Here is a 20,206-nt window from a genome sequence, read left to right on the forward strand (position 1 = left end):
AAATCTGCAGATTGAAAAACGCTTTTGCTTTTATATTACTGAAAGTATGTTTTTTCTTGGCTTTATCGGTGGGAACGATTAAAGCTCAGAATACTTCCTCTCAACCTGATTCGACCAGGCTCGCTTACCCCTTTAGGGATTATCGGTTGATTCCTTTTCAGCGGACGCCTGGGATTTATATGCCAAATCCTTCCAACGTTCGCCGCAGTGTTGAATTTGACCCTTTAAGCAAACAATACATTATTCGCGAACGCATAGGCGAGCGCCTTTATCGTCCTCCGCAGTATCTAAGCATTGAAGAATACCAGCGGCTGGAAAACCAGATCATTAAAAGAAACTACTGGCGTGAGTTATCAGACCTACCACTCGCGGAGGCGCGGGCGCCTGGTTTTATTCCTCCGGTTAAGGTAAACAGTAAAACTTTCGAAAAAATATTTGGTGGGTCCACAATTGATATTCGTCCGCAGGGATCAGCTGAACTGACATTTGCGGGTCGGTTGAACCGTAATGAAAACCCGCTCTTCAACGAACGTCAGCGTAATCAGGGTAATTTTGATTTCAACCAGCGTATACAAATGAACGTAGTTGGTCAGATAGGTGAGAAATTACGGATTACTACTAATTACAACACAGAAGCTCAGTTCGACTTTGAGAACCAGGTTAAATTAGATTACACCGGTAAGGAGGACGAGATTATTCAGAAAATTGAGGCTGGGAATGTTAGTCTTCCACTTAGTTCGACATTAATTACGGGTAGCCAGGCATTATTTGGTTTAAAGACTCAACTTCAGTTTGGCCGCCTGAATGTGACGAGTGTTTTTTCACAGCAAAAGTCCCAATCTAAAGAGATTACTATCACCAATGGGTCGCAGCAAAATGAATTTCGTATTTCGGCCGATAATTACGAAGCAAACAAACATTATTTTCTAGCGCAGTATTTCAGGAATAATTATAACCGTTCCCTTTCCAACATTCCTATAATCACATCCAATGTAAACATTACCAAAATAGAGGTTTGGGTAACCAATCGCTCCAGCAGTACTGCAGATTCACGCGATGTTTTAGGTCTTTTGGATCTCGCTGAAAATCAACCATATAATACGGCGCAGGTTCAGGGAGGCAATGGCTTTTCAATACTGCCTGCCGGATTTAACGGTCCCGGATTTGCACAGCAGTCAAATAATCTTTTACAGAATCTTCCACCCGGAGTTAGGCTGACTAACACCAATGATGTAAGTGCTTATTTCCAGGCAACCGGCGGGACAGATAACTTTTCCAAGCTTACCTACGCGCGTAAGCTTACCGAGAGGGAATTTACCCTTCATAATCAACTTGGTTATATTTCTTTGAATTCATCATTAAATGCTGACGAGGTTTTAGCGGTCGCCTATCGCTATACTGTAAATGGTGTCGAGTACCAGGTTGGAGAGCTTTCAACGGATGTTCCTGTAGATAATAGTACACCCAGAGTTCTATTCACCAAACTCCTCAAGAACGAAACTTTGAAAACCAATTTGCCTACGTGGGATCTGATGATGAAAAACATCTATTCACTAGGTGCTTACCAGGTAAGTCGCAACGATTTCCGGTTAAATATTTTCAGGTTGGATGAAAATTCTGGTGTCGAGAAGCCGCAAATTACTGAAGGACAGAATACCACGGGCCAATTATGGCTCCAGCTCACCAACCTTGACAACCTAAACCAGCAAAGCGACAGAAAGCCTGACGGCTTTTTTGATTTTATTGAAGGAGTAACCATTGATCCTTTGAATGGGCGGATTACATTTCCTCTCGTCGAACCCTTTGGATCTGACCTATCCGCTAAGTTTAACCCGATAACTGAGCAAAATCTTATCGAGAAATATGTTTTCCAACCACTTTATGATTCAACGAAAGTTGATGCGCAGCAACTTTTTCAAAAACTGAATCGCTATTATATACGCGGAACATACCAGTCGGAAGCGGGATCTGAATTTCAGCTCAACGCGATCAATATTCCTCAAGGCTCTGTCCAGGTTATTGCCGGTACTCTGCCATTGCAGGAAGGGGCAGATTTTACTGTGGATTATAATATTGGTCGGGTCCGGATCTTGAACCAGGCGCTTTTAAATTCGGGCCAACCAATTCGAATTAAATTGGAAAACAACGAGCTTTTCGGGATCCAGCAACGGTCCCTGATGGGGTCAAGGTTTGACTATCGGGTCAGCAATAAATTAAACCTTGGTGGTACACTGATGAATCTTACCGAGAAGCCATTGACGCAGAAGATGAATATCGGTGAGGAGGCTATCTCGAATACGATTTGGGGGCTTGATATGAACTACAGCTCCAATTCACGCTGGCTGACTCGAATGGTCGACAAGCTCCCGTTTATAAGTACAAAGGAAACTTCTTCAATCACTTTTAGCGGTGAATATGCAAATCTTATACCCGGGCACCCCCGGGCACTAAACTTTGCCGGAAGTCGTAATGGGGCCAGTTATCTTGATGACTTTGAAGCCAGCCGTTCGGTAATTGATATTAAGAGTGCCACTCCATGGCAGATCTCAGGAACGCCCCAGCTCTTCCCGGAATCCCAGTTAGTTAATGATTTGGCGTACAATTTTAACCGTGCACGTCTTGCATTTTATAACATTGATCCGATCTTCTTTAGAACGCAAAGTTCAACTACCCCCGATAATATTAAAAGCGATAAATCCGAACTCTCAAACCACTATGTTCGGGAAATATTTGAACGGGAAGTATTTCCATTCAAACAGTCGGTTACGGGCCAACCATTAACTTTGCCGACGTTTGACCTCAGTTACTATCCCGGTTTGCGCGGCCCTTACAACTTTACGGCCACTGGCCTTAATCCGGATGGCAGTCTTGTAAATCCCCGAAGCCGTTGGGGCGGTATTTTCCGGAAGCTTGAAACGAATGACTTTGAAGCACTCAATATTGAATTTGTTGAAATGTGGGTCCTTGACCCTTTTATTTATAATCCGAATAGCCAGGGTGGAGATTTATATTTTAACCTTGGAAATATCTCTGAGGATATCCTGAAGGACGGTCGCAAGTCTTTAGAAAACGGCTTACCTGTTGATGGAGATCTGTCAAAGACTGACCAAACTATCTGGGGTCGGGTGCCTAGATTGCAGCCTGTTATCCAGGCTTTTGACAATAATGTGGATGCAAGGCAGTTTCAGGATATTGGATTAGATGGATTGAGCAGCAGCGATGAAAGACAACAGTTTTCTGCTTTCCTGAACCAGGTAAGGACTCAGGTTAATGCGCAAGCTGCCCAAGCTCTGGAGTCGGATCCCGCATCGGATGACTATCAATATTACAGGGGCGGCAACCTGGATGATTTGAATGCAGGGATTTTGAAACGATATGAGCGATATAATGGTACGGAGGGGAACTCAAAAACTACCCAGCAGTCTTTAGACCAAACTGGAATTGAAAATTCGGCTGCCACACCGTTGCCTGATGGTGAAGATATAAACCGGGATAATAACTCCACCCAGGCTGATGAATATTTTCAATACCGGGTATCAATTCGCCCTCAGGACCTGATGACAGTTGGAAATAATTTCGTTTCAGATATTGTTCCGGTAACTGTAAAGCTCGCAAACGGCAAGCAGGAAAATGTACGGTGGATACAGTTTAAAATTCCCCTAGCGGAATTTCAGCAAAAAGTAGGCAGTATCCAGGATTTTAAATCGATTCGCTTTATTCGGATGTTTATGACGGATTTTGCAGATACAACTATTATGCGATTCGCGAAGCTCCAATTGGTACGAGGCGAGTGGCGTCGGTTCAATGCTGAGAATAGTCCCGCCAAGGTAATAGCTGATCCCGCTTTGATTAATCCCGGACTTGATAACTCCCAGATGGATGTCACAACGATTAACATTGAAGAAAACGGTAAACGCACACCCATACCTTACGTTGTTCCTCCAGGAATTGAAAGAGAACGTGATTTTAGTAATTTCAGGGGTGAAACACGTCAGAATGAGCAATCGCTGGCGGTCAATGTCAGAAATTTACGCGACGGCTATGGGAGAGCTGCCTTCAGGACTACCTTCAATGACTTCAGGTCGTATCGAAGAATGGAAATGTTTATCCATGCCGAGGGTGATCTGCTTCGTGACAATGACGTAAGCGCGTTTATAAGAATAGGTACTGATAACCAGGATAACTATTATGAGTACGATCTTCCACTGAAGGTTACCAATTCTGGGTCGCGTGACCCTAGCGCAATCTGGCCGGAACAGAATCGGCTGGATATTGAGATCCAATTATTTCAGATAGCGAAGACAGCCCGGAATAATGCATTGCTGAACGGGCAGCCATGGCCAATTAATATTCCGTTCATTTACCGGGAAGGGTTAAACACCATAACTGTTGTCGGGCAGCCTGACCTTAGTAAGGTTAGGGTTTATATGCTCGGGGTCCGGAACCCGTTACGCAACCTGGCCAATCCATCACTCGATGACGGGCTGGATAAGACCGCTCAAATTTGGTTTAATGAATTGAGGCTTACGGACTTTGATGAGCGGGGAGGTTGGGCGGCTACCGCACGTCTAAATGCCAAGCTTGCAGACTTTGCAGATATAACACTTTCCGGAAGTAAAAGTACAGTTGGTTTTGGTTCTATTGATAAGCGTGTTAGCGAACGTAATAGGGCCGATGATATACTATTTGACGTTTCCTCAAGTGTAGAACTTGGAAAGTTTTTTTCTGAACGTTCAGGTATTAAAATTCCAATGTTTGTAAACTTTTCCTCACAGATAGGTACGCCGCAGTATGATCCCCGAACTCCGGATCTGGAGCTGAAAACAGCATTAAGAAATTCACCAAAGAATGTGCGCGATTCGATTCGATTTAATACTGAAGATTATACTGCCCGCAGAAGTATTAACTTCACTAATGTTCGAAAAATTCGGACTGATACGGAGGATAGAGTACGATTATGGGATATTGAAAATTGGAGTGCAACATATGCCTTCAACGAATACAATCACCGGGATTTTATAAACGAGAAAACTTTACAGAAGTCGTACCGTGCGGGACTGGCTTATAATTATTCGAATCAACCCAAATCAATAACGCCTTTCGAAAAGCTGATTAAATCCAAAAGCCTCGGTTTAATACGGGATTTCAATTTCAGTTTACTGCCTTCCGTGTTAAACTTCCGCATTGATGTTGACCGCCTTTATTCAGAGAATACTTTGCGGAACAACGATCCGAATAACTTTTTACCGGTTACAAGCAATTTTAACAAGAATTTCTTAATGACTCGTCTATACGGCATTAGCTGGAATCTGACAAAGTCAATGCAACTGGACTTTAACGCAACTAACTATTCTATCATTGACGAGCCCGCTGGCCGCATCGATGCCAGCGCCCGTGATACCATATGGAATAACCTAAAAAGACTTGGCAGGACCACTGATTACGGTCATACAATCAATCTTACTTACAATGTTCCTATCAACAAAATACCAGGCTTAGATTGGGTAAGCTTAGCCGCACGTTATGGTTCGGGATTTAACTGGAAAAGCGAACCTTTATTAACTTTGCGTGATCCTCAGATTGACTTTGGAAATGCTATTCAAAACTCGCGTGTCATCCAGTTAAATCCTACGCTGAGTATGGCAGCCCTTTATAACAAATTCGGTTTTTTAAGAAATGCAAGCGATCCGAATACCAAGGGTTTTGGGAGTTTTTTCTTAAATATTGTTACCAGTTTGAAAAATATTACGGGTGCCTACACTAAAACTGAAGGTACTTTTTTGCCCGGATACCTGCCTGAGACGGATGCTTTCGGGCAGGATTTCGATGCAGGGGCACCAGGCTATGATTTTCTTTTTGGCAGTCAGCGGGACATTCGTGGACGGGCATTAGCAAATGGTTGGATAACTCGTGATTCGCTGCAGAGTCAGCTTTATATCACCAACTACAAGGAAGATATCAATCTGCGGGGTATCCTCGAACCATTCAAAGATCTGCGCATCGAGTTGACCGCTTTACGGGGACGTAGCTTTAATTATTCAACAAATTTCAAGTTTTTACCTTCGCGAAATGGCTTCGAGAATTTAAGTCCGGTTACAACCGGTGATTACAGCGTATCTTACTTCACATTACGAACTGCTTTCAGTAAGGAAGATAAGCTAAACAATTCATCAAAACTCTTCAGACAATTTGAAGCTAACAGAGCGATTATCTCAGCACGGCTGGGAGCAATTAATCCGAATTCAGCAGGCGGAACCGGCGGCTTTGCAGAAGGTTATGGCAAGAATTCGCAGGATGTGGTAATTGCCGCATTCTTGGCAGCCTATACCGGAAAAGACGCCAGTGATGTCAGGTTGGGAGGATTTCCGAAAATACCAATTCCAAACTGGAATTTAACCTACAACGGTCTCACCAAATTCGATTTTTTCAACCAGCTATTTGCATCCTTTGACCTTAATCATGCATACAGATCAACCTATAATGTTAACGGCTTTAACTCACTTGTGCGATATCAGGAAGCTAACGGTGGCGTAAGTGTCAGGGATGCGAATGGAGATTTCTTACCTCGTTATCAATTCTCACAGGTTACTTTGTTCGAGCAGTTCATACCACTTCTAGGCTTAGATATGAGGCTGAAAAATAATATGACCACTAATTTTGAATATCGCAAATCGAGGGCCCTTAGCTTCAGTTTGGCAAACAGCCAGCTTGCACAACTTAAAGAAGAAGCTATTGTGGTTGGTTTCGGCTTTCGTACAACCAAGTTCAGATTTCCATTTGGTTTGTTCAGCGGGTTAAAAATGGACAACGATATGAACTTCAAGCTAGATTTCTCTTTGCGCGACCGGAAAACTGTAATTTACCGCGCTGATGTAGAGGATGCTGAAGTTTCGTCCGGATCTCAAAATATAACTATTAACCCGTCAATAGATTATGTGTTAAATCAGCGCTTTAATATCAGTATGTTCTATGATGGAAATATAACCAAGCCATATACTTCGCAAACATTCAACACCTCGTTCAGCAACTTCGGGGTAAGTTTGAGGTTTACGTTGCAATAGAGCATAGGTGTCAGGTATGAGATAGGTTTTTGAATTAATCAGTTCAAGTTTTCTTCTTAATTTGCAATACGGTTCACTTATTCTATTTTTGAGCAACTAAAAAACTAGCGAAATGAATTTCCCATCAGAATTAAAGTATACAAAGGATCACGAATGGATTCGTGTCGAGGGTGAACTGGCAATTGTTGGTATCACCGAGTTTGCCCAGCGTGAACTGGGTGATATTGTATATGTTGATATTAATACCGTTGGCGAAGATGTCAAAAAGGAAGACGTATTTGGAACTGTAGAAGCCGTTAAAACCGTATCTGATCTTTTTATGCCACTTAGCGGTCGTATAGCTGAGTTTAATAAGAAACTGGATACTAACCCTGAGCTTGTAAATAGTGATCCGTATGGCGAAGGCTGGATGGTGAAGATTGAGATTTCTGAGAAAGGTGATCTTGACGGGTTATTATCTGCCGATGAATATCAAGCTCAAGTAGGCGCTTAATGATTAATACTCTTAAACATCAATATCTGGCCATTATATGGGCGGTATTGGTGTTAATTTTGTGTGATATCCCCGTTAGTACACCGGGAAAGCTTCCCCTTTTTGATGGTTTTGATAAACTCGTCCATACAGGTTTTTTCTTCGTGCTAACTGTTCTGCTATTTTATGGTAAAATAAGGCAACAACTAAGCTACAGCTATCGTATGATGACCGTACTTAAAATTCTTTTGATCACCGTAATATTAGGCGGTGGTATTGAGTTGCTTCAATTGACAGTATTTACATACCGGTCGGCTGAATGGTGGGATTTTATTTGCGATATGATTGGAGTAGGGATGGGTATATTCAGTTACATATTTTTACATAGGTTCCGATTCAATGAAAAACTCGTTTAAGATATTCTTGCTCACATTAATTTGTGTAAGCCTGGCCTCTTGCGGGATCTTTAAAAAGGGTTGTGATTGTCCACATTTCAATAAGACAACGAATACTTCTTTTTCTCTCAAAAAATAAAGTCATTTTTATTTGACAACTTATCCGCTGTTCTTATTTGGATTTATTATAAATAAGACATATTTTTGGCTCAACAATACAGGATATGAAGCTATCGCAACTTGAGCCAGGGCAAACCGGCGTTATTAAAGAATTTACAGATTTAGAAATGTCAGTTAAGTTAATGGAGATGGGTTGTTTACCTGGCGAATCGATTGTTGTTGAACGTTTTGCTCCTTTTGGCGATCCCATGGCTATTACTGTTTCCGGTTATCAGTTAAGCCTTCGCAAGCTGGAAGCTTCGACAATAATATTGCAATAGATTGGTGAACGGCGATTTGAAAATTGCTCTCATTGGTAATCCCAATGCCGGAAAATCTACTCTTTTTAATGTCTTAACCGGGTTAAATCAAAAGATCGGAAATTTCCCCGGTGTTACTGTCGATAAAAAAACCGGCTTCTGTATACTTCCCGATGGCCGTACCTCCCAAATAATTGACCTTCCTGGTACATACAGTCTTTATCCCAAAAGTAAAGATGAATTGATTGTAATGGAGGCGTTGGCTGATAAAAAAAGCCAGGTGCATCCAGACCTGATCATTTTTGTGGCTGATGCTTCTAATTTAAAAAGGAACTTATTACTATATACGCAAATAGCCGATCTGAAAATTCCGGTGATTATTGCGTTAAATATGATGGACCTGGCCAAACGCTCAGGGTTAGAGATTTCGGTTGACATCCTATCAGAAAAACTGGGTGTGCAGGTAGTTCCAATATCCGCCCGCAATAAGCACGGTATTGATAAGCTGAAAGAGGCAATAAGCTATGCAAATAAAATTCCGTTGCAAGTTGATTCAATTGAAGTTGAAGCCCTGGCACCGGAGTTAGTTAGAAAGATCCAGTCTGAAATGCTTGTTGATCTTCCTTATGTGGCTCTACAATTCGCGCACCAGCATGAACAGCTTCACTTTCTAACTTCAGACCAAAGTGATAGAATAGAAGAGATTGAGCAAGAGTTTTCATTTCATTCACAGAAAGCTCAGGCCGCCGAAACAATAGCCCGATATAATTTTATCAATGAGGTGTTATTTGATGCCATCACGAAAAAGGCTGATGCCAGGCAGGAAACATTTAGCAATAAGATCGACAGGGTATTAACTCATAGAGTCTTTGGCTTCGCAATTTTCTTCCTGATTCTTTTTCTTATTTTCCAGTCAATTTTCGCATGGTCGGAATACCCGATGGCCCTAATTGAGCAATTGTTTGTCTGGCTAGCAGAAGCAGGGCATAACTATCTTCCTGCCGGGGTCTTTACCGATCTGCTTATTGATGGAATCCTGGCTGGCTTGAGTGGTGTTTTAGTATTTATTCCACAAATCGCCATTTTATTTGCCTTTATCGCAATTCTTGAAGATACCGGATACATGTCTCGCGTTACGTTCATGATGGATAAAATTATGCGTAAGGTTGGACTCAGCGGCAAATCCGTCATTCCGATGATTGGAGGATTTGCCTGTGCGGTGCCTTCTATCATGAGTACACGTAACATTGAGAGCTGGAAAGATCGCATGATCACCATTATGGTTACGCCACTCATAGCCTGTTCTGCCAGGCTTCCGGTATATACGCTGCTTATCTCGCTGGTTGTCCCTGACCGTAAGATCTGGGGTTTCATTAACATGCAGGGCATGGCGTTAATGTCTATGTACATGCTCAGTATTGTAAGCGCAATTGTGGTGGCCTTGGCGATGAAATATATCATCAAGTCAAGGGAGCGTGGATACTTTATTATGGAGCTGCCGGTTTACCGCATGCCTCGCTGGAATAACGTACTATACACTATGTACGAAAAGGTAAAAACCTTTATTACCGAAGCTGGAAAAGTCATCGTGGCAGTTTCAATCGTGCTGTGGGTACTTGCTTCTTATGGTCCCCCGGGCCGGTTTGATGTCATTGATAAAAAATTTTCGTCGTCTGAAGTTTTACAAAAATATAAACCTGACGAATTAAGAAGGGTAAAAGCTTCAGCCAAACTGGAGAATTCCTTTGCCGGGATATTGGGTAAATCGATTGAACCGGCTATCAGACCTTTAGGTTTCGACTGGAAAATCGGGATTGCTTTGATTACTTCTTTTGCTGCCCGTGAAGTTTTTGTCGGAACCATGGCAACAATATACAGTGTAGATGGCGATGACAGCAACATGAAGTCTGTGACTGAAAAAATGCAGTCGGCACGTGACCCTGAGACGGGCCAGCCTGTCTTTACTTTCGCTGTCGCTTTTTCTCTGATGATATTTTATGCTTTTGCTATGCAGTGCATTAGTACTATAGCAGTAGTTTACAGGGAGACTAAACATTGGAAATGGCCAGCCATCCAGTTTGCTTACATGACCGGAATGGCTTATGTTGCCAGCTTCATCGTTTATCAGGCATTGAAATAGAAAAAGAGAACAAGGAACTGTCAATTAAGGAGTCAGGATTTAAGGTCACAACGGCCCAAGAGCATTCTTAATAGTTTATCTTTGCCAAACTTAAAAGCATCCTCATTTCTGCCCTCTGAGAAAATGGATAAAATTAAAATTCTCGAAAAATATCTTCCCGAAGGAACTGCACCACTAGTGGGGCGCTGGATAGATTACTTTCAATGTGAGTTCAAGATATCCCGGAACCGGGATACGAAGTACGGCGATTATAGGGCACCTTTCAAAGATAGCGGACACCGGATTTCGGTAAACTATGATCTAAATCCTTACGCTTTTCTGGTCACTACGGTTCATGAGTTCGCTCATCTCCTAACCTGGAACGAGCATAAGCGAAAAGCGAAGCCCCACGGAACAGAATGGAAAGCCAACTTCAGGAGAATGATGCGACCATTCTTCGATGCTCATTCCTTCCCTGACGATGTGCAACGAGCTATAGTAACTTATCTTCAGAATCCGTCAGCGTCCAGCTGTACCGACCTTAATTTATTCAGGGTTTTAAGATCCTATGATTCAAAACCTGCGGGTGATCTCAGTGTCAGCGTAGAGAAATTACCCGAGAGCAGCTTGTTCTCAATGAAGAATGGAAGGATATTTAGAAAAGAGGTTCGGATTAGGAAACGTTATCGCTGTGTAGAAGTAAAAAGCGGCGCCGTATATCTGTTTAGTCCACTAGCAGAGGTAACACCTTTGCCTGAGGCGGTTTAGCCCTCCAATTAATACTCGATCAGTCTATTGATATCATTGTGTAGACGCGATTTTGCCAAAAAGGTATCTTCTAATGCTTTATTCATAGGAATAGCGGTGTCCATACTTGCACAGCGTATTACCGGTGCATCCAGGTATTTGAAGCAATGCTCAGCGATATGAGCACTTATTTCGCCGCCAAAACCACTTGTAAGAGTATCTTCATGCAATATTAACACCCTGCCGGTTTTCTTAACTGTAGATTCAACTGCCCGTTTGTCCCATGGCTGAAGGCTCCTGAGGTCGATAAGATCGGCTGAAAGTTCAGGATGCTGGTCCAGGTATTCAATCGCCCAATGAACCCCAAGCCCGTAAGTGATAATGCTAAGCTGTTTACCTTCTCTAACCAGATTTGCTTTCCCTATTTCGATGGTATAAGACTCATCAAAAACGGGTTCGGTGATGTTCCTATATAAATACTTGTGCTCAAAAAAGATTACCGGGTTTGGATCGTTAATAGCAGCTAAAAGCAAGCCTTTTGCATCAGAAGGAAAGGCTGGATAAACCACCTTAAGCCCCGGAGTTTTAGTGAACCAGGCTTCATTACTTTGAGAATGGAATGGACCCGCACCCGTTCCTGCTCCGGTTGGCATCCGTATAACTACGTCAGCCTTTTCAGACCAGCGATAATGCGTCTTGGCAAGGTTGTTAATAATTTGATTGAATCCGCAGGTTACAAAATCAGCAAACTGCATCTCCATTACTGCCTTGTAGCCGTTGATTGACAGGCCAAGCGCGGCTCCTACAATAGCCGATTCACATATGGGTGTATTGCGCACTCTTCCTTTTCCAAACTCTTCCACGAAGCCCTGGGTGATCTTAAATGCACCACCGTACTCCGCAATGTCCTGCCCCATAATAACGAGGTTCGAATGTTTTTGCATGCCCTGTCTTAAGCCATCACTAATAGCATCCAGGTAGCGTATATCTGTTTTTGAAGATGATGCGGGTAACTTAGTTTCCGACTTGAAAGGGTAGTACATATCAGCAACTTCCTTCTCCGGGTTAGCCAGGATATCCCGCTCACTAAAAACTATTTCAATATCCTTTTCAATCTCAAGCTTAATTTCGCTTCGTATCTTATCAATTATCTCTTTAGTAAGAATGTGCTCCTCTAAAAGATATCGTTCAAAATTGTCTACAGGATCTTTTTCTGCCCATTGCTTAAACAATTCGGCAGGAACGTACTTTGTACCGGATGCTTCTTCGTGCCCCCGCATTCTAAATGTCATACACTCAACAAGCACTGGCCGGGGTCTTATCCGGATATCTTCAGCTATATCATTGATGGTGTGGTAAACCTCCAGGATATTATTCCCGTCTATTCGATGGCCTTCCATGCCATATCCCGTTGCCCTGTCAACCAGCCGTTCGCAACGATACTGCTCGTTGGTAGGAGTGGAAAGACCATATCCATTATTCTCAATGATAAAAATCACCGGCAAATCCCAGACGGCTGCCACATTTAGTGCTTCGTGGAAATCACCTTCGCTCGTAGCTCCTTCTCCGGTAAATACAAGGGTAGCTTTCTTGTCACCATTTAAAACGTCAGCCAATGCAATTCCGTCAGCAAGGGCCAGTTGCGGCCCCAGATGCGAAATCATTCCGACGATCTTATAATCCTGAGTTCCGAAATGAAATGAACGGTCACGACCCTGGGTAAACCCTGACATTTTCCCCTGCCACTGCGCCATTAGCCTTGCAAGCGGAATACCGCGACATGTAAATACGCCCAGGTTTCTATGCATAGGAAGAATATACTCTTCAGGTTGCATGGCTAAAGTGCACCCCACCGCAATTGCTTCCTGACCAATCCCGGAGAACCATTTGCCGATACGCCCCTGGCGGAGAAGAATAAGCATTTTCTCTTCGATCATTCTCGGCTTCAGCACTTGCCTGTAAAAGGTCAGAAGGGTTTCTGAGCTGAGATGCTTAGGGTCAAAATTCATATGGGCAGAGTACAGAAAATCGAAGGATCAGTGTAAGGGTCGATAAAATTGGTTAATAAACTTAAATGAAAATTATATCTCAGTTGAGTTCTCTGACCCAGATATTCCGAAAACTGATCGGGGCACTCGGATCACCGTGAGACTGCAATTTTATAGGAGATGGTCCATGTGGTTTATTGTAAGAAGCCTTCCCGGTATATCTGGTAGGTCCCATCAATTCGGTGTTATTTTGAATCAGAACTCCATTGTGAAGAACCGTCACGTGAGCTGGAGTTTTCAAGGTTCCATCACTATTAAAAGCCGGCGCTTTCCAAACAATATCGTAGGTCTGCCATTCGCCAGGTTTTTTAGAAGAATTAACCAGCGGCGGCGACTGCTTGTAGATACTGCCTGCCTGACCATTCACATAGGTCTTATTCTTATAAGAATCCAGGATCTGCAATTCATAACCATCATCGCCGGGACCGGTGGACGCTAAAAATATCCCGCTGTTGCCTTTAGACTGGCCCTCTTCCTTTATATTTTCAGGAATCTTCCATTCAATATGCAACTGGTAACTCTCGAAAGATCTTTTCGTTTGAATATTTCCGGCGCTTTTGTTCACGGTCATTACATTATTTGACACCGTCCAATCCGCAGGAGCATCTGGATTTTTAACTGAAGCCCATTCATCGAGATTCGTTCCGTCGAAAAGAATTACAGCGTCAGAAGGTCGATCATTATTGACTTTGCCTGGCGCAACAGCTACCGGAATAGGAGTCCAGACTTCAGTGTCTTCAGGTTTAGCCTTTTGTGCTTCAGCGAAATTGTGTAATCCGAAAGAAAGTGCAGCTATTAATAGGAGTGATTTATTCATTTGCTTTTGCGATTCGTATAATTAATTATGATTATGCTAAGATTTTCTTGTTGGGGTGCTTACTCTGGATTCTGTTCTTTCCAAAGTTTGCTGAAAGACTTGGGAGCCACTTCAGGCAAACTACGGGTATCTCCCCAGCTTTTCTTAAAGAACATTTTAAGCAGACGGTTCTTCCAGCCTCCTGAAAGCATATCCATCATGCTTCGTTTCATCATTCCCGATTTCCAGCCTTTCCATCCAAATTTCTCGGCTTTCCCAACCATTCCTTCTTCAACCGCATCCCGGCGGTTCAGCAATAGCAATTTATGGATGTCAATTTTAACCGGACACACTTCAGTACATTTACCACACAAAGAAGATGCATAACTCAGGTGCTTAAAATCTTCCATTCCCTGCATGTGAGGTGTAATCACCGACCCAATGGGACCGCTATACGTACTTTCATAAGTATGGCCGCCAATGTTTTTATAAACCGGGCAAGCATTTAGACAAGCACCACAGCGGATACAATACAGCCCCTGCCGTTGTTCTTTTTGAGCAAGTAAATTTGTTCGGCCGTTATCTAAAAGTACCACGTACATCTCCTCCGGGCCGTCAGTTTCGCCTTCCTGGCGTGGACCACCAAGAATAGTGTTATATACGGTCAAATTTTGACCAGTACCATGTGAAGCCAGCAATGGCCAGAAAAGATCCAGATCCGTAATAGATGGTACAATCTTTTCAATCCCGACAACTGCAATATGGATCTTGGGGAATGTAGTAGTTAAGCGCGCATTACCTTCATTCTCGGTTAGAGCAATGCTTCCGGATTCGGATATTAGAAAATTGCCTCCGGTGATACCTACATCAGCATTCGTATATTTTTCGCGAAGGAGTTCCCTCGCTTTTAAAGTAAGTTGTTCTGGTGTTGCATCAATCGGAGTTCCAAATTTTTCATTGAACAGCCTGGCAATGTCCTCCTTGCTGAGGTGCATCGCAGGAGTTACAATATGATAAGGCTTTTGACCAAGAAGTTGAACAATATATTCGCCTAAATCGCTTTCAAGAGTCTCGATCTGATGATGCTCCAGGAATTCATTCAGCTCTATCTCCTCTGTCACCATAGATTTAGACTTGATGACGGTCTTTGCGCCCGCTTTTTTAATAATATTTAAAATTTCCCGGTTAGCTTCCTCGGCATCATTTGCCCAGATGACCTTACCTCCTTTACGCTGAAAATTAGACTCGAATTCCGGTAAAAGCTTATCAAGATTTTCCATTACCTTCCACTTGACTACATGAGCTCTGCGTTTGGAATTTTCAAGATTGTGAAATTTTGTGAGGCTGCGTTCAACAGCGGTATCATACTTGCCGATATTGTAATTGATGATCTTTCGATGATCCAAATCAAAAGATTTGCTTTGCGAAGCAATTGTAAAATCGGCGGCGTATTTAGTCATTAATGCGAATTTAGCTATTTGTTCCTAATCTTGTGAATCGTGCTGTCTTTTTACTGATTTCCGATCTCATGTACTTAAACAATATTGCGCTGGTCTTATTATTTACAACGGGTTGTTATTTATAATCAACAGTTAAGTTCCTTCTCATCTTCGAACTCAAGGGGAAAACTCAAGCTAGTCACGTTATCATCAAAATTGTTTAAAAATCGAGTCGTTCATCTTTAAAAGGCACTATAACTTTATATTAGCAAATATTATTTCCCACCTTAATTTTTCGAATGAAAATTCTACGTTCATTTTTAATCACGGTTTTTCTTCTCAATGCTGGTTTGATATATGCTCAGGATACACTGAGCCTGAATACCATCATAGAAAAAACACAAAAGTTAGCGCATACTTATCCTACAGAAAAAGTATATCTGCATTTTGATAAACCGTATTATGCGCTTGGCGACACCATGTGGTTTAAAGGATACCTTGCTTTAGAGCAAAATCAACCATCCGATCTAAGTAAGGTACTTTATGTAGATATAATTACTGACAATGATTCTCTGGTAAGGTCATTGAAGCTTCAGGTTATTAACACGTCCGCATACGGTAGTATCACACTCGATCCGTTGGTTTACAAAGCGGGTAATTACAGGGTCAGGGCATATACCTATTGGATGATCAATGCCGATAAAGCTTACTTCTTTCATAAAAATATTAAGATTGGTGATGCAATTGATAAAAAGATCATAACCAATATCTCTCTTAAAGGTCACAATGCCGGAAATTCGCCGACAATAGCTGCGAATATTTCATTTAAGGACCCCGACGGTAAACCTCTTACAAACCGAAAGGTTAGCTGGAAAGTTGTTTCCCGATTTGAGGAAGTTGCAAAAGGCAAAGGATCGACTGATGCAGCGGGAAGGTTATCGTTAACATTAACTGCAAACCAGAAAGCATCGCTCGATTCTGGAGTTCTTGAAACAGTGATTGAAGCAACCGATACAAAGACAATTAAATCTAATTTTCCATTAAAGAACTCCTTTGACGGGGCAGATATTCAATTTTTCCCGGAAGGCGGCGAACTTATAAATAATGTTGCCGGCAGAGTGGCCTTCAAGGCGGTTCAGGAGAAAGGACTAGGGGTGGGTGTTAAAGGCGAGATAACAGATAATACGGGCTCGGTTATTAACAAGTTTCAGTCACAGCATTTCGGCATGGGCTCTTTCTCACTCACACCCGAGCCAGGCAACACTTATACAGCAAGCCTTGTTTTCGATAATGGAATCAAGAAATCAGTTTCATTACCTGCTGCCAAATCTACCGGAATTGCATTATCCGCAAATATTGCTAATGCCGAAAACCTGTTGCTCGAGATAGCGGCTGACCCATCATATTATTCTCAGAACCAGAATAAGAGCTATTACATCATTGCGCGCAGTAAAGGAGTTATCTGTTATGCGGCACAAACCAAATTAAATTCACCGTCTATTAAGGCTGCGATTCCTAAAAACAAATTCCCCGAGGGCATAGTGCAGCTTACCCTCTTTTCTGCTTCTGGCGAACCGCTGACCGAGCGTCTGATCTTTCACAAGCAAACAGACGGTTTAACCTTATCTGTCAGTACGGACAAGAAAGCTTACGGAATCCGGAAACCAGTGAAAATGAGTGTGATCGCAAAAACCCTCAACACGCCGGTTGAAGGTAACTTTTCAGTATCAGTTATTAATGAAACCAAAGTGCCTTCCAACGAGGATCAGGAAACAACTATCCTTAGCTCATTTTTACTTTCATCGGAATTGAAGGGATACATCGAGAAACCTAATTATTATTTCAATAAGGCCAATGAAACACGACTTGCAGATCTTGATCTTTTGATGCTTACCCAGGGTTACAGAAAATTTTTATATAAGGACATATTGAGTGATAAAGATCCGGTTATCACCTATTTGCCGGAGCAGGGTATCAGTTATACCGGTACGTTAAGATCTTCTAATGGCATGCCGGTTTCCAAAGGGAGATTAAGACTCGCTGTTCCAGAGAACCGGTTTTACGCAGAAGCTATTACAAACACCAAAGGAGAATTTAAATTTGAGAAGGTTTCAGTTCCCGACTCATCCGAAGTTACTATCAGTGCACGAAGTACCACAGCCGCCCGAAATATGATGATCATGCTGGACGGAAGTGCTTTTCCCGGGATAGATAAAAATCTGAATGCTCCGGATGAAGTCTTAAATATTGACAGCGTTTTAAGCCCGTATCTGCAAAATAGCAAACGGCAATACCAATCGAGTCAAATGCTCGAAGAAGTGGTTATTAAGTCTACGTCAATTGCCAAAACGACTCACAAGGATTATCCAGCATTGTCAGGATTAGGTATGGTAGCTGATCATTTGATTGATGGTAGCAGGTTGCAGGGCTGTACCATGCTCCTGAATTGTCTCAAGACAGCAGCAATGGGTCTAACGTATGCAGAAGAAAACTTTTTTGTAACAAGGGTTTACAACAGCGGCCTTAAAGTTCCGGTGCAAATATTTTATAATGGAATGCCTGTTGACCCCACTTATTTGAACAGCATAAGACCCGCAGATGTTGAAAACATTGAAATCTTTCTCAAAGACGAACTAGGTACAGTAAATCGTACCTACAATACTAATGGCGTTTTAGTTATTAATGGTAAAAAGACCCCTGCAGGTAAACCAGTTACGGCAGAAGAATTGAGAAAGTTGTTCCCACCGGATAATGTAATAACCTTTAATCCTCTGGGCTATCTTAAAAGCAGGGAGTTTTATAGTCCTAAGTACACTCCTGAAACTAGCCGCTCAGTTGGATTGGATCTGCGCACTACTGTTTATTGGAATCCTAAGGTATTTACAAACAAAAACGGTTTGATGTCTTTTGACTTCTATAATAGCGACAACAAAGGCACTTATAAAGCAGTAATTGAAGGAACAGATATCGAAGGTAACCTTGCAAGGTACATCTACCGGTATAAGGTTGAATAATTAATATTACCGCTAAACAAAAACGCTGACAGGGTTCAAAACCCTGTCAGCGTTAGTGTATAATATATAAGTAGTAGAAATTACCTGCTCGCAGGCATATCGTTTTTTACATCAACCACAGGTCGTTTATCCCGGTTCGCTAATTCCCAGCTTGTGTAATAAACCAGTTGAGCACGCTTGGCAAGCAGGGGGAAGTTAATTTTACTTACTTCATCACTCGGCTTGTGATAATCTTCATGTACTCCGTTGAAATAAAAAATAATCGGAATGCCATGCTTTGCAAAATTGTAATGGTCAGAACGGTAATAGATACGTTCCGGATCGTTAGGGTCATTAAATTTATAATCTATTTTCAGATTAGTATAGCGTGAATTGGCTTCTTCGCTTATGCGGTGCAGATCAGTGCTCAATTTATCAGAACCTATCAGGTAGCAGTAATTTGCCGAATCGATATTTCCTTTGTAATCTGTACCGATACGCCCGATCATGTCGATGTTAAGATTGGCGACAGTATTACCAAGCGGATATACAGGGTGCTCGGAATACCACTCAGACCCAAGTAAACCTTTTTCCTCTCCGGTAACAGCTAAGAACAGGATACTTCTGCGGGGACCTTTACCCTTCTTTTTTGCTTTGGAATATGCTTTCGCGATTGCCATTACACCGGTTGTACCAGAACCATCGTCGTCAGCTCCATTGTTTACCTTATCAGCACCACTTGTAGTTAGGCCAACGTGATCATAGTGAGCAGAGATAACCAATACCTCTTCTTTCAAATCAGTGCCTTCAATAAAACCTAGCACGTTCGATGACTTCACATCGGTCATCTTCGGCCCAAATACAGCTCGTATATTCGTTTTTAGAGCTTGTGTTTGTGAGGTTGATTGATTGTCGATTGCGTCTTTTAAACTTTCATAAGTTTTTCCTGATGTCTTCAAGAACTGATTTGCTACAGATGGAGCAATGTTAATTACAGGCGCACCTTTACTCGTAGCAGCCTTGTCTGATTTCAATGACAGTCTGCCATTGCCGGATGCAAATAAGGCGCCGTTCTTTTCAAGTACAACTGCTACGTCGGGATTAACAGCAAGTATGGCAAGAGGTCCTTTGCTTTGAATATATTGTAACCGTTTAGAGCGACTGGTTGACCACTCGGATGTTTCAGCGGTTTTTGTAATCACTGAGATACCGTTTTTCATTGGCTCCCCCTTATTGATCACCATCACGAGTTTTCCACTAATATCAATCCCTTTCAAGTCACTGTAGTTTTCGCTGTCAATTCCATAGCCAATAAATACAAGCTCAGTCGTGTTTATAGTTTTCGAATCGGGTGTGCCATTAAAGTAAAAATCCTTTCCATAAGTTAAAGATTCATTATTAACAACAAATGACTTTGACTCTATGGATCCCTGTACCAGGCTTACTTCCTGAAAGTACGATCCGTTTACCGGAGCGGTTAATCCGAGTTTCTTAAACTCCGCCGCTATGTAATTTGCCGCTTTTTCTGCACCCGGCTTTCCGGTTTCCCGTCCTTCGAATTCATCGGAGGCCAAAACGCTTAAATGCTTCTTCGCATATTTTGAACTGATTTGCTTAGCGTATTTCTGCGCTTTTTGATCCTGCGCAGTTGCCTGAACAGAAATACTAAGAGCTAACGCCCATAGAAAGTGTTTCTTCATTTTTGATTGGTTACATT

11 protein-coding genes are annotated in these 20,206 nt (G+C 42.2%); 7 read left to right on the plus strand and 4 right to left on the minus strand.

Annotated elements, in window-relative coordinates; all coding sequences use genetic code 11:
- The first annotated feature begins 11 nt into the window (after window positions 1-11).
- The 6 genes from sov to AC1MCB_RS18450 all read left to right on the plus strand — a co-directional run bounded on the left by sov (window position 12) and on the right by AC1MCB_RS18450 (window position 11,234).
- Complete coding sequence (sov, locus tag AC1MCB_RS18425) at window positions 12-7,061, plus strand: T9SS outer membrane translocon Sov/SprA (protein WP_479966187.1); 7,050 nt, start codon at window positions 12-14, stop codon at window positions 7,059-7,061.
- A gap of 112 nt (window positions 7,062-7,173) precedes the next feature.
- Window positions 7,174-7,554 (plus strand): glycine cleavage system protein GcvH, encoded by a 381-nt coding sequence (gcvH, locus tag AC1MCB_RS18430; protein ID WP_479966188.1) that lies wholly within the window; start codon window positions 7,174-7,176, stop codon window positions 7,552-7,554.
- Entirely contained in the window at window positions 7,554-7,949 is a 396-nt protein-coding gene (locus tag AC1MCB_RS18435; RefSeq protein ID WP_479966189.1) for a VanZ family protein, read from the plus strand. The genes gcvH and AC1MCB_RS18435 overlap by 1 nt, the downstream gene beginning before the upstream one ends.
- Window positions 7,950-8,152: 203 nt before the next feature.
- The gene (locus AC1MCB_RS18440; protein WP_479966190.1) at window positions 8,153-8,368 is read left to right on the plus strand and encodes a FeoA family protein; all 216 of its coding nucleotides are present in this window, start codon (window positions 8,153-8,155) and stop codon (window positions 8,366-8,368) included.
- 16 nt (window positions 8,369-8,384) lie between these two features.
- Entirely contained in the window at window positions 8,385-10,487 is a 2,103-nt protein-coding gene (gene feoB / locus AC1MCB_RS18445; RefSeq protein ID WP_479966191.1) for a ferrous iron transport protein B, read from the plus strand.
- 123 nt (window positions 10,488-10,610) lie between these two features.
- Window positions 10,611-11,234 carry a SprT-like domain-containing protein gene (locus tag AC1MCB_RS18450; RefSeq protein WP_479968761.1) on the plus strand — a complete coding sequence of 208 codons (624 nt, stop codon included), beginning with the start codon at window positions 10,611-10,613 and terminating at the stop codon, window positions 11,232-11,234.
- Window positions 11,235-11,242: 8 nt separating this feature from the next.
- Here AC1MCB_RS18450 and AC1MCB_RS18455 read toward each other — a convergent pair whose 3' ends face one another.
- The 3 genes from AC1MCB_RS18455 to AC1MCB_RS18465 all read right to left on the minus strand — a co-directional run bounded on the left by AC1MCB_RS18455 (window position 11,243) and on the right by AC1MCB_RS18465 (window position 15,517).
- Window positions 11,243-13,222, minus strand: coding sequence for an alpha-ketoacid dehydrogenase subunit alpha/beta (locus AC1MCB_RS18455; RefSeq protein WP_479966192.1), 1,980 nt, complete (start codon window positions 13,220-13,222; stop codon window positions 11,243-11,245).
- Between the two features lie 79 nt (window positions 13,223-13,301).
- The gene (locus tag AC1MCB_RS18460) at window positions 13,302-14,078 is read right to left on the minus strand and encodes a 3-keto-disaccharide hydrolase (protein ID WP_479966193.1); all 777 of its coding nucleotides are present in this window, start codon (window positions 14,076-14,078) and stop codon (window positions 13,302-13,304) included.
- 59 nt (window positions 14,079-14,137) lie between these two features.
- Window positions 14,138-15,517 carry a LutB/LldF family L-lactate oxidation iron-sulfur protein gene (locus AC1MCB_RS18465; RefSeq protein WP_479966194.1) on the minus strand — a complete coding sequence of 460 codons (1,380 nt, stop codon included), beginning with the start codon at window positions 15,515-15,517 and terminating at the stop codon, window positions 14,138-14,140.
- Window positions 15,518-15,795: 278 nt separating this feature from the next.
- Here AC1MCB_RS18465 and AC1MCB_RS18470 point away from each other — a divergent pair, with 278 nt between their 5' ends.
- Window positions 15,796-18,510, plus strand: coding sequence for a carboxypeptidase regulatory-like domain-containing protein (locus tag AC1MCB_RS18470; RefSeq protein WP_479966195.1), 2,715 nt, complete (start codon window positions 15,796-15,798; stop codon window positions 18,508-18,510).
- 80 nt (window positions 18,511-18,590) lie between these two features.
- Here the strand turns inward: AC1MCB_RS18470 and AC1MCB_RS18475 are convergent, their stop codons facing one another.
- Window positions 18,591-20,189, minus strand: coding sequence for a M28 family peptidase (locus AC1MCB_RS18475; RefSeq protein WP_479966196.1), 1,599 nt, complete (start codon window positions 20,187-20,189; stop codon window positions 18,591-18,593).
- Window positions 20,190-20,206 lie beyond the last annotated feature (17 nt).

This window comes from Daejeonella sp. AP26 (assembly GCF_056680515.1).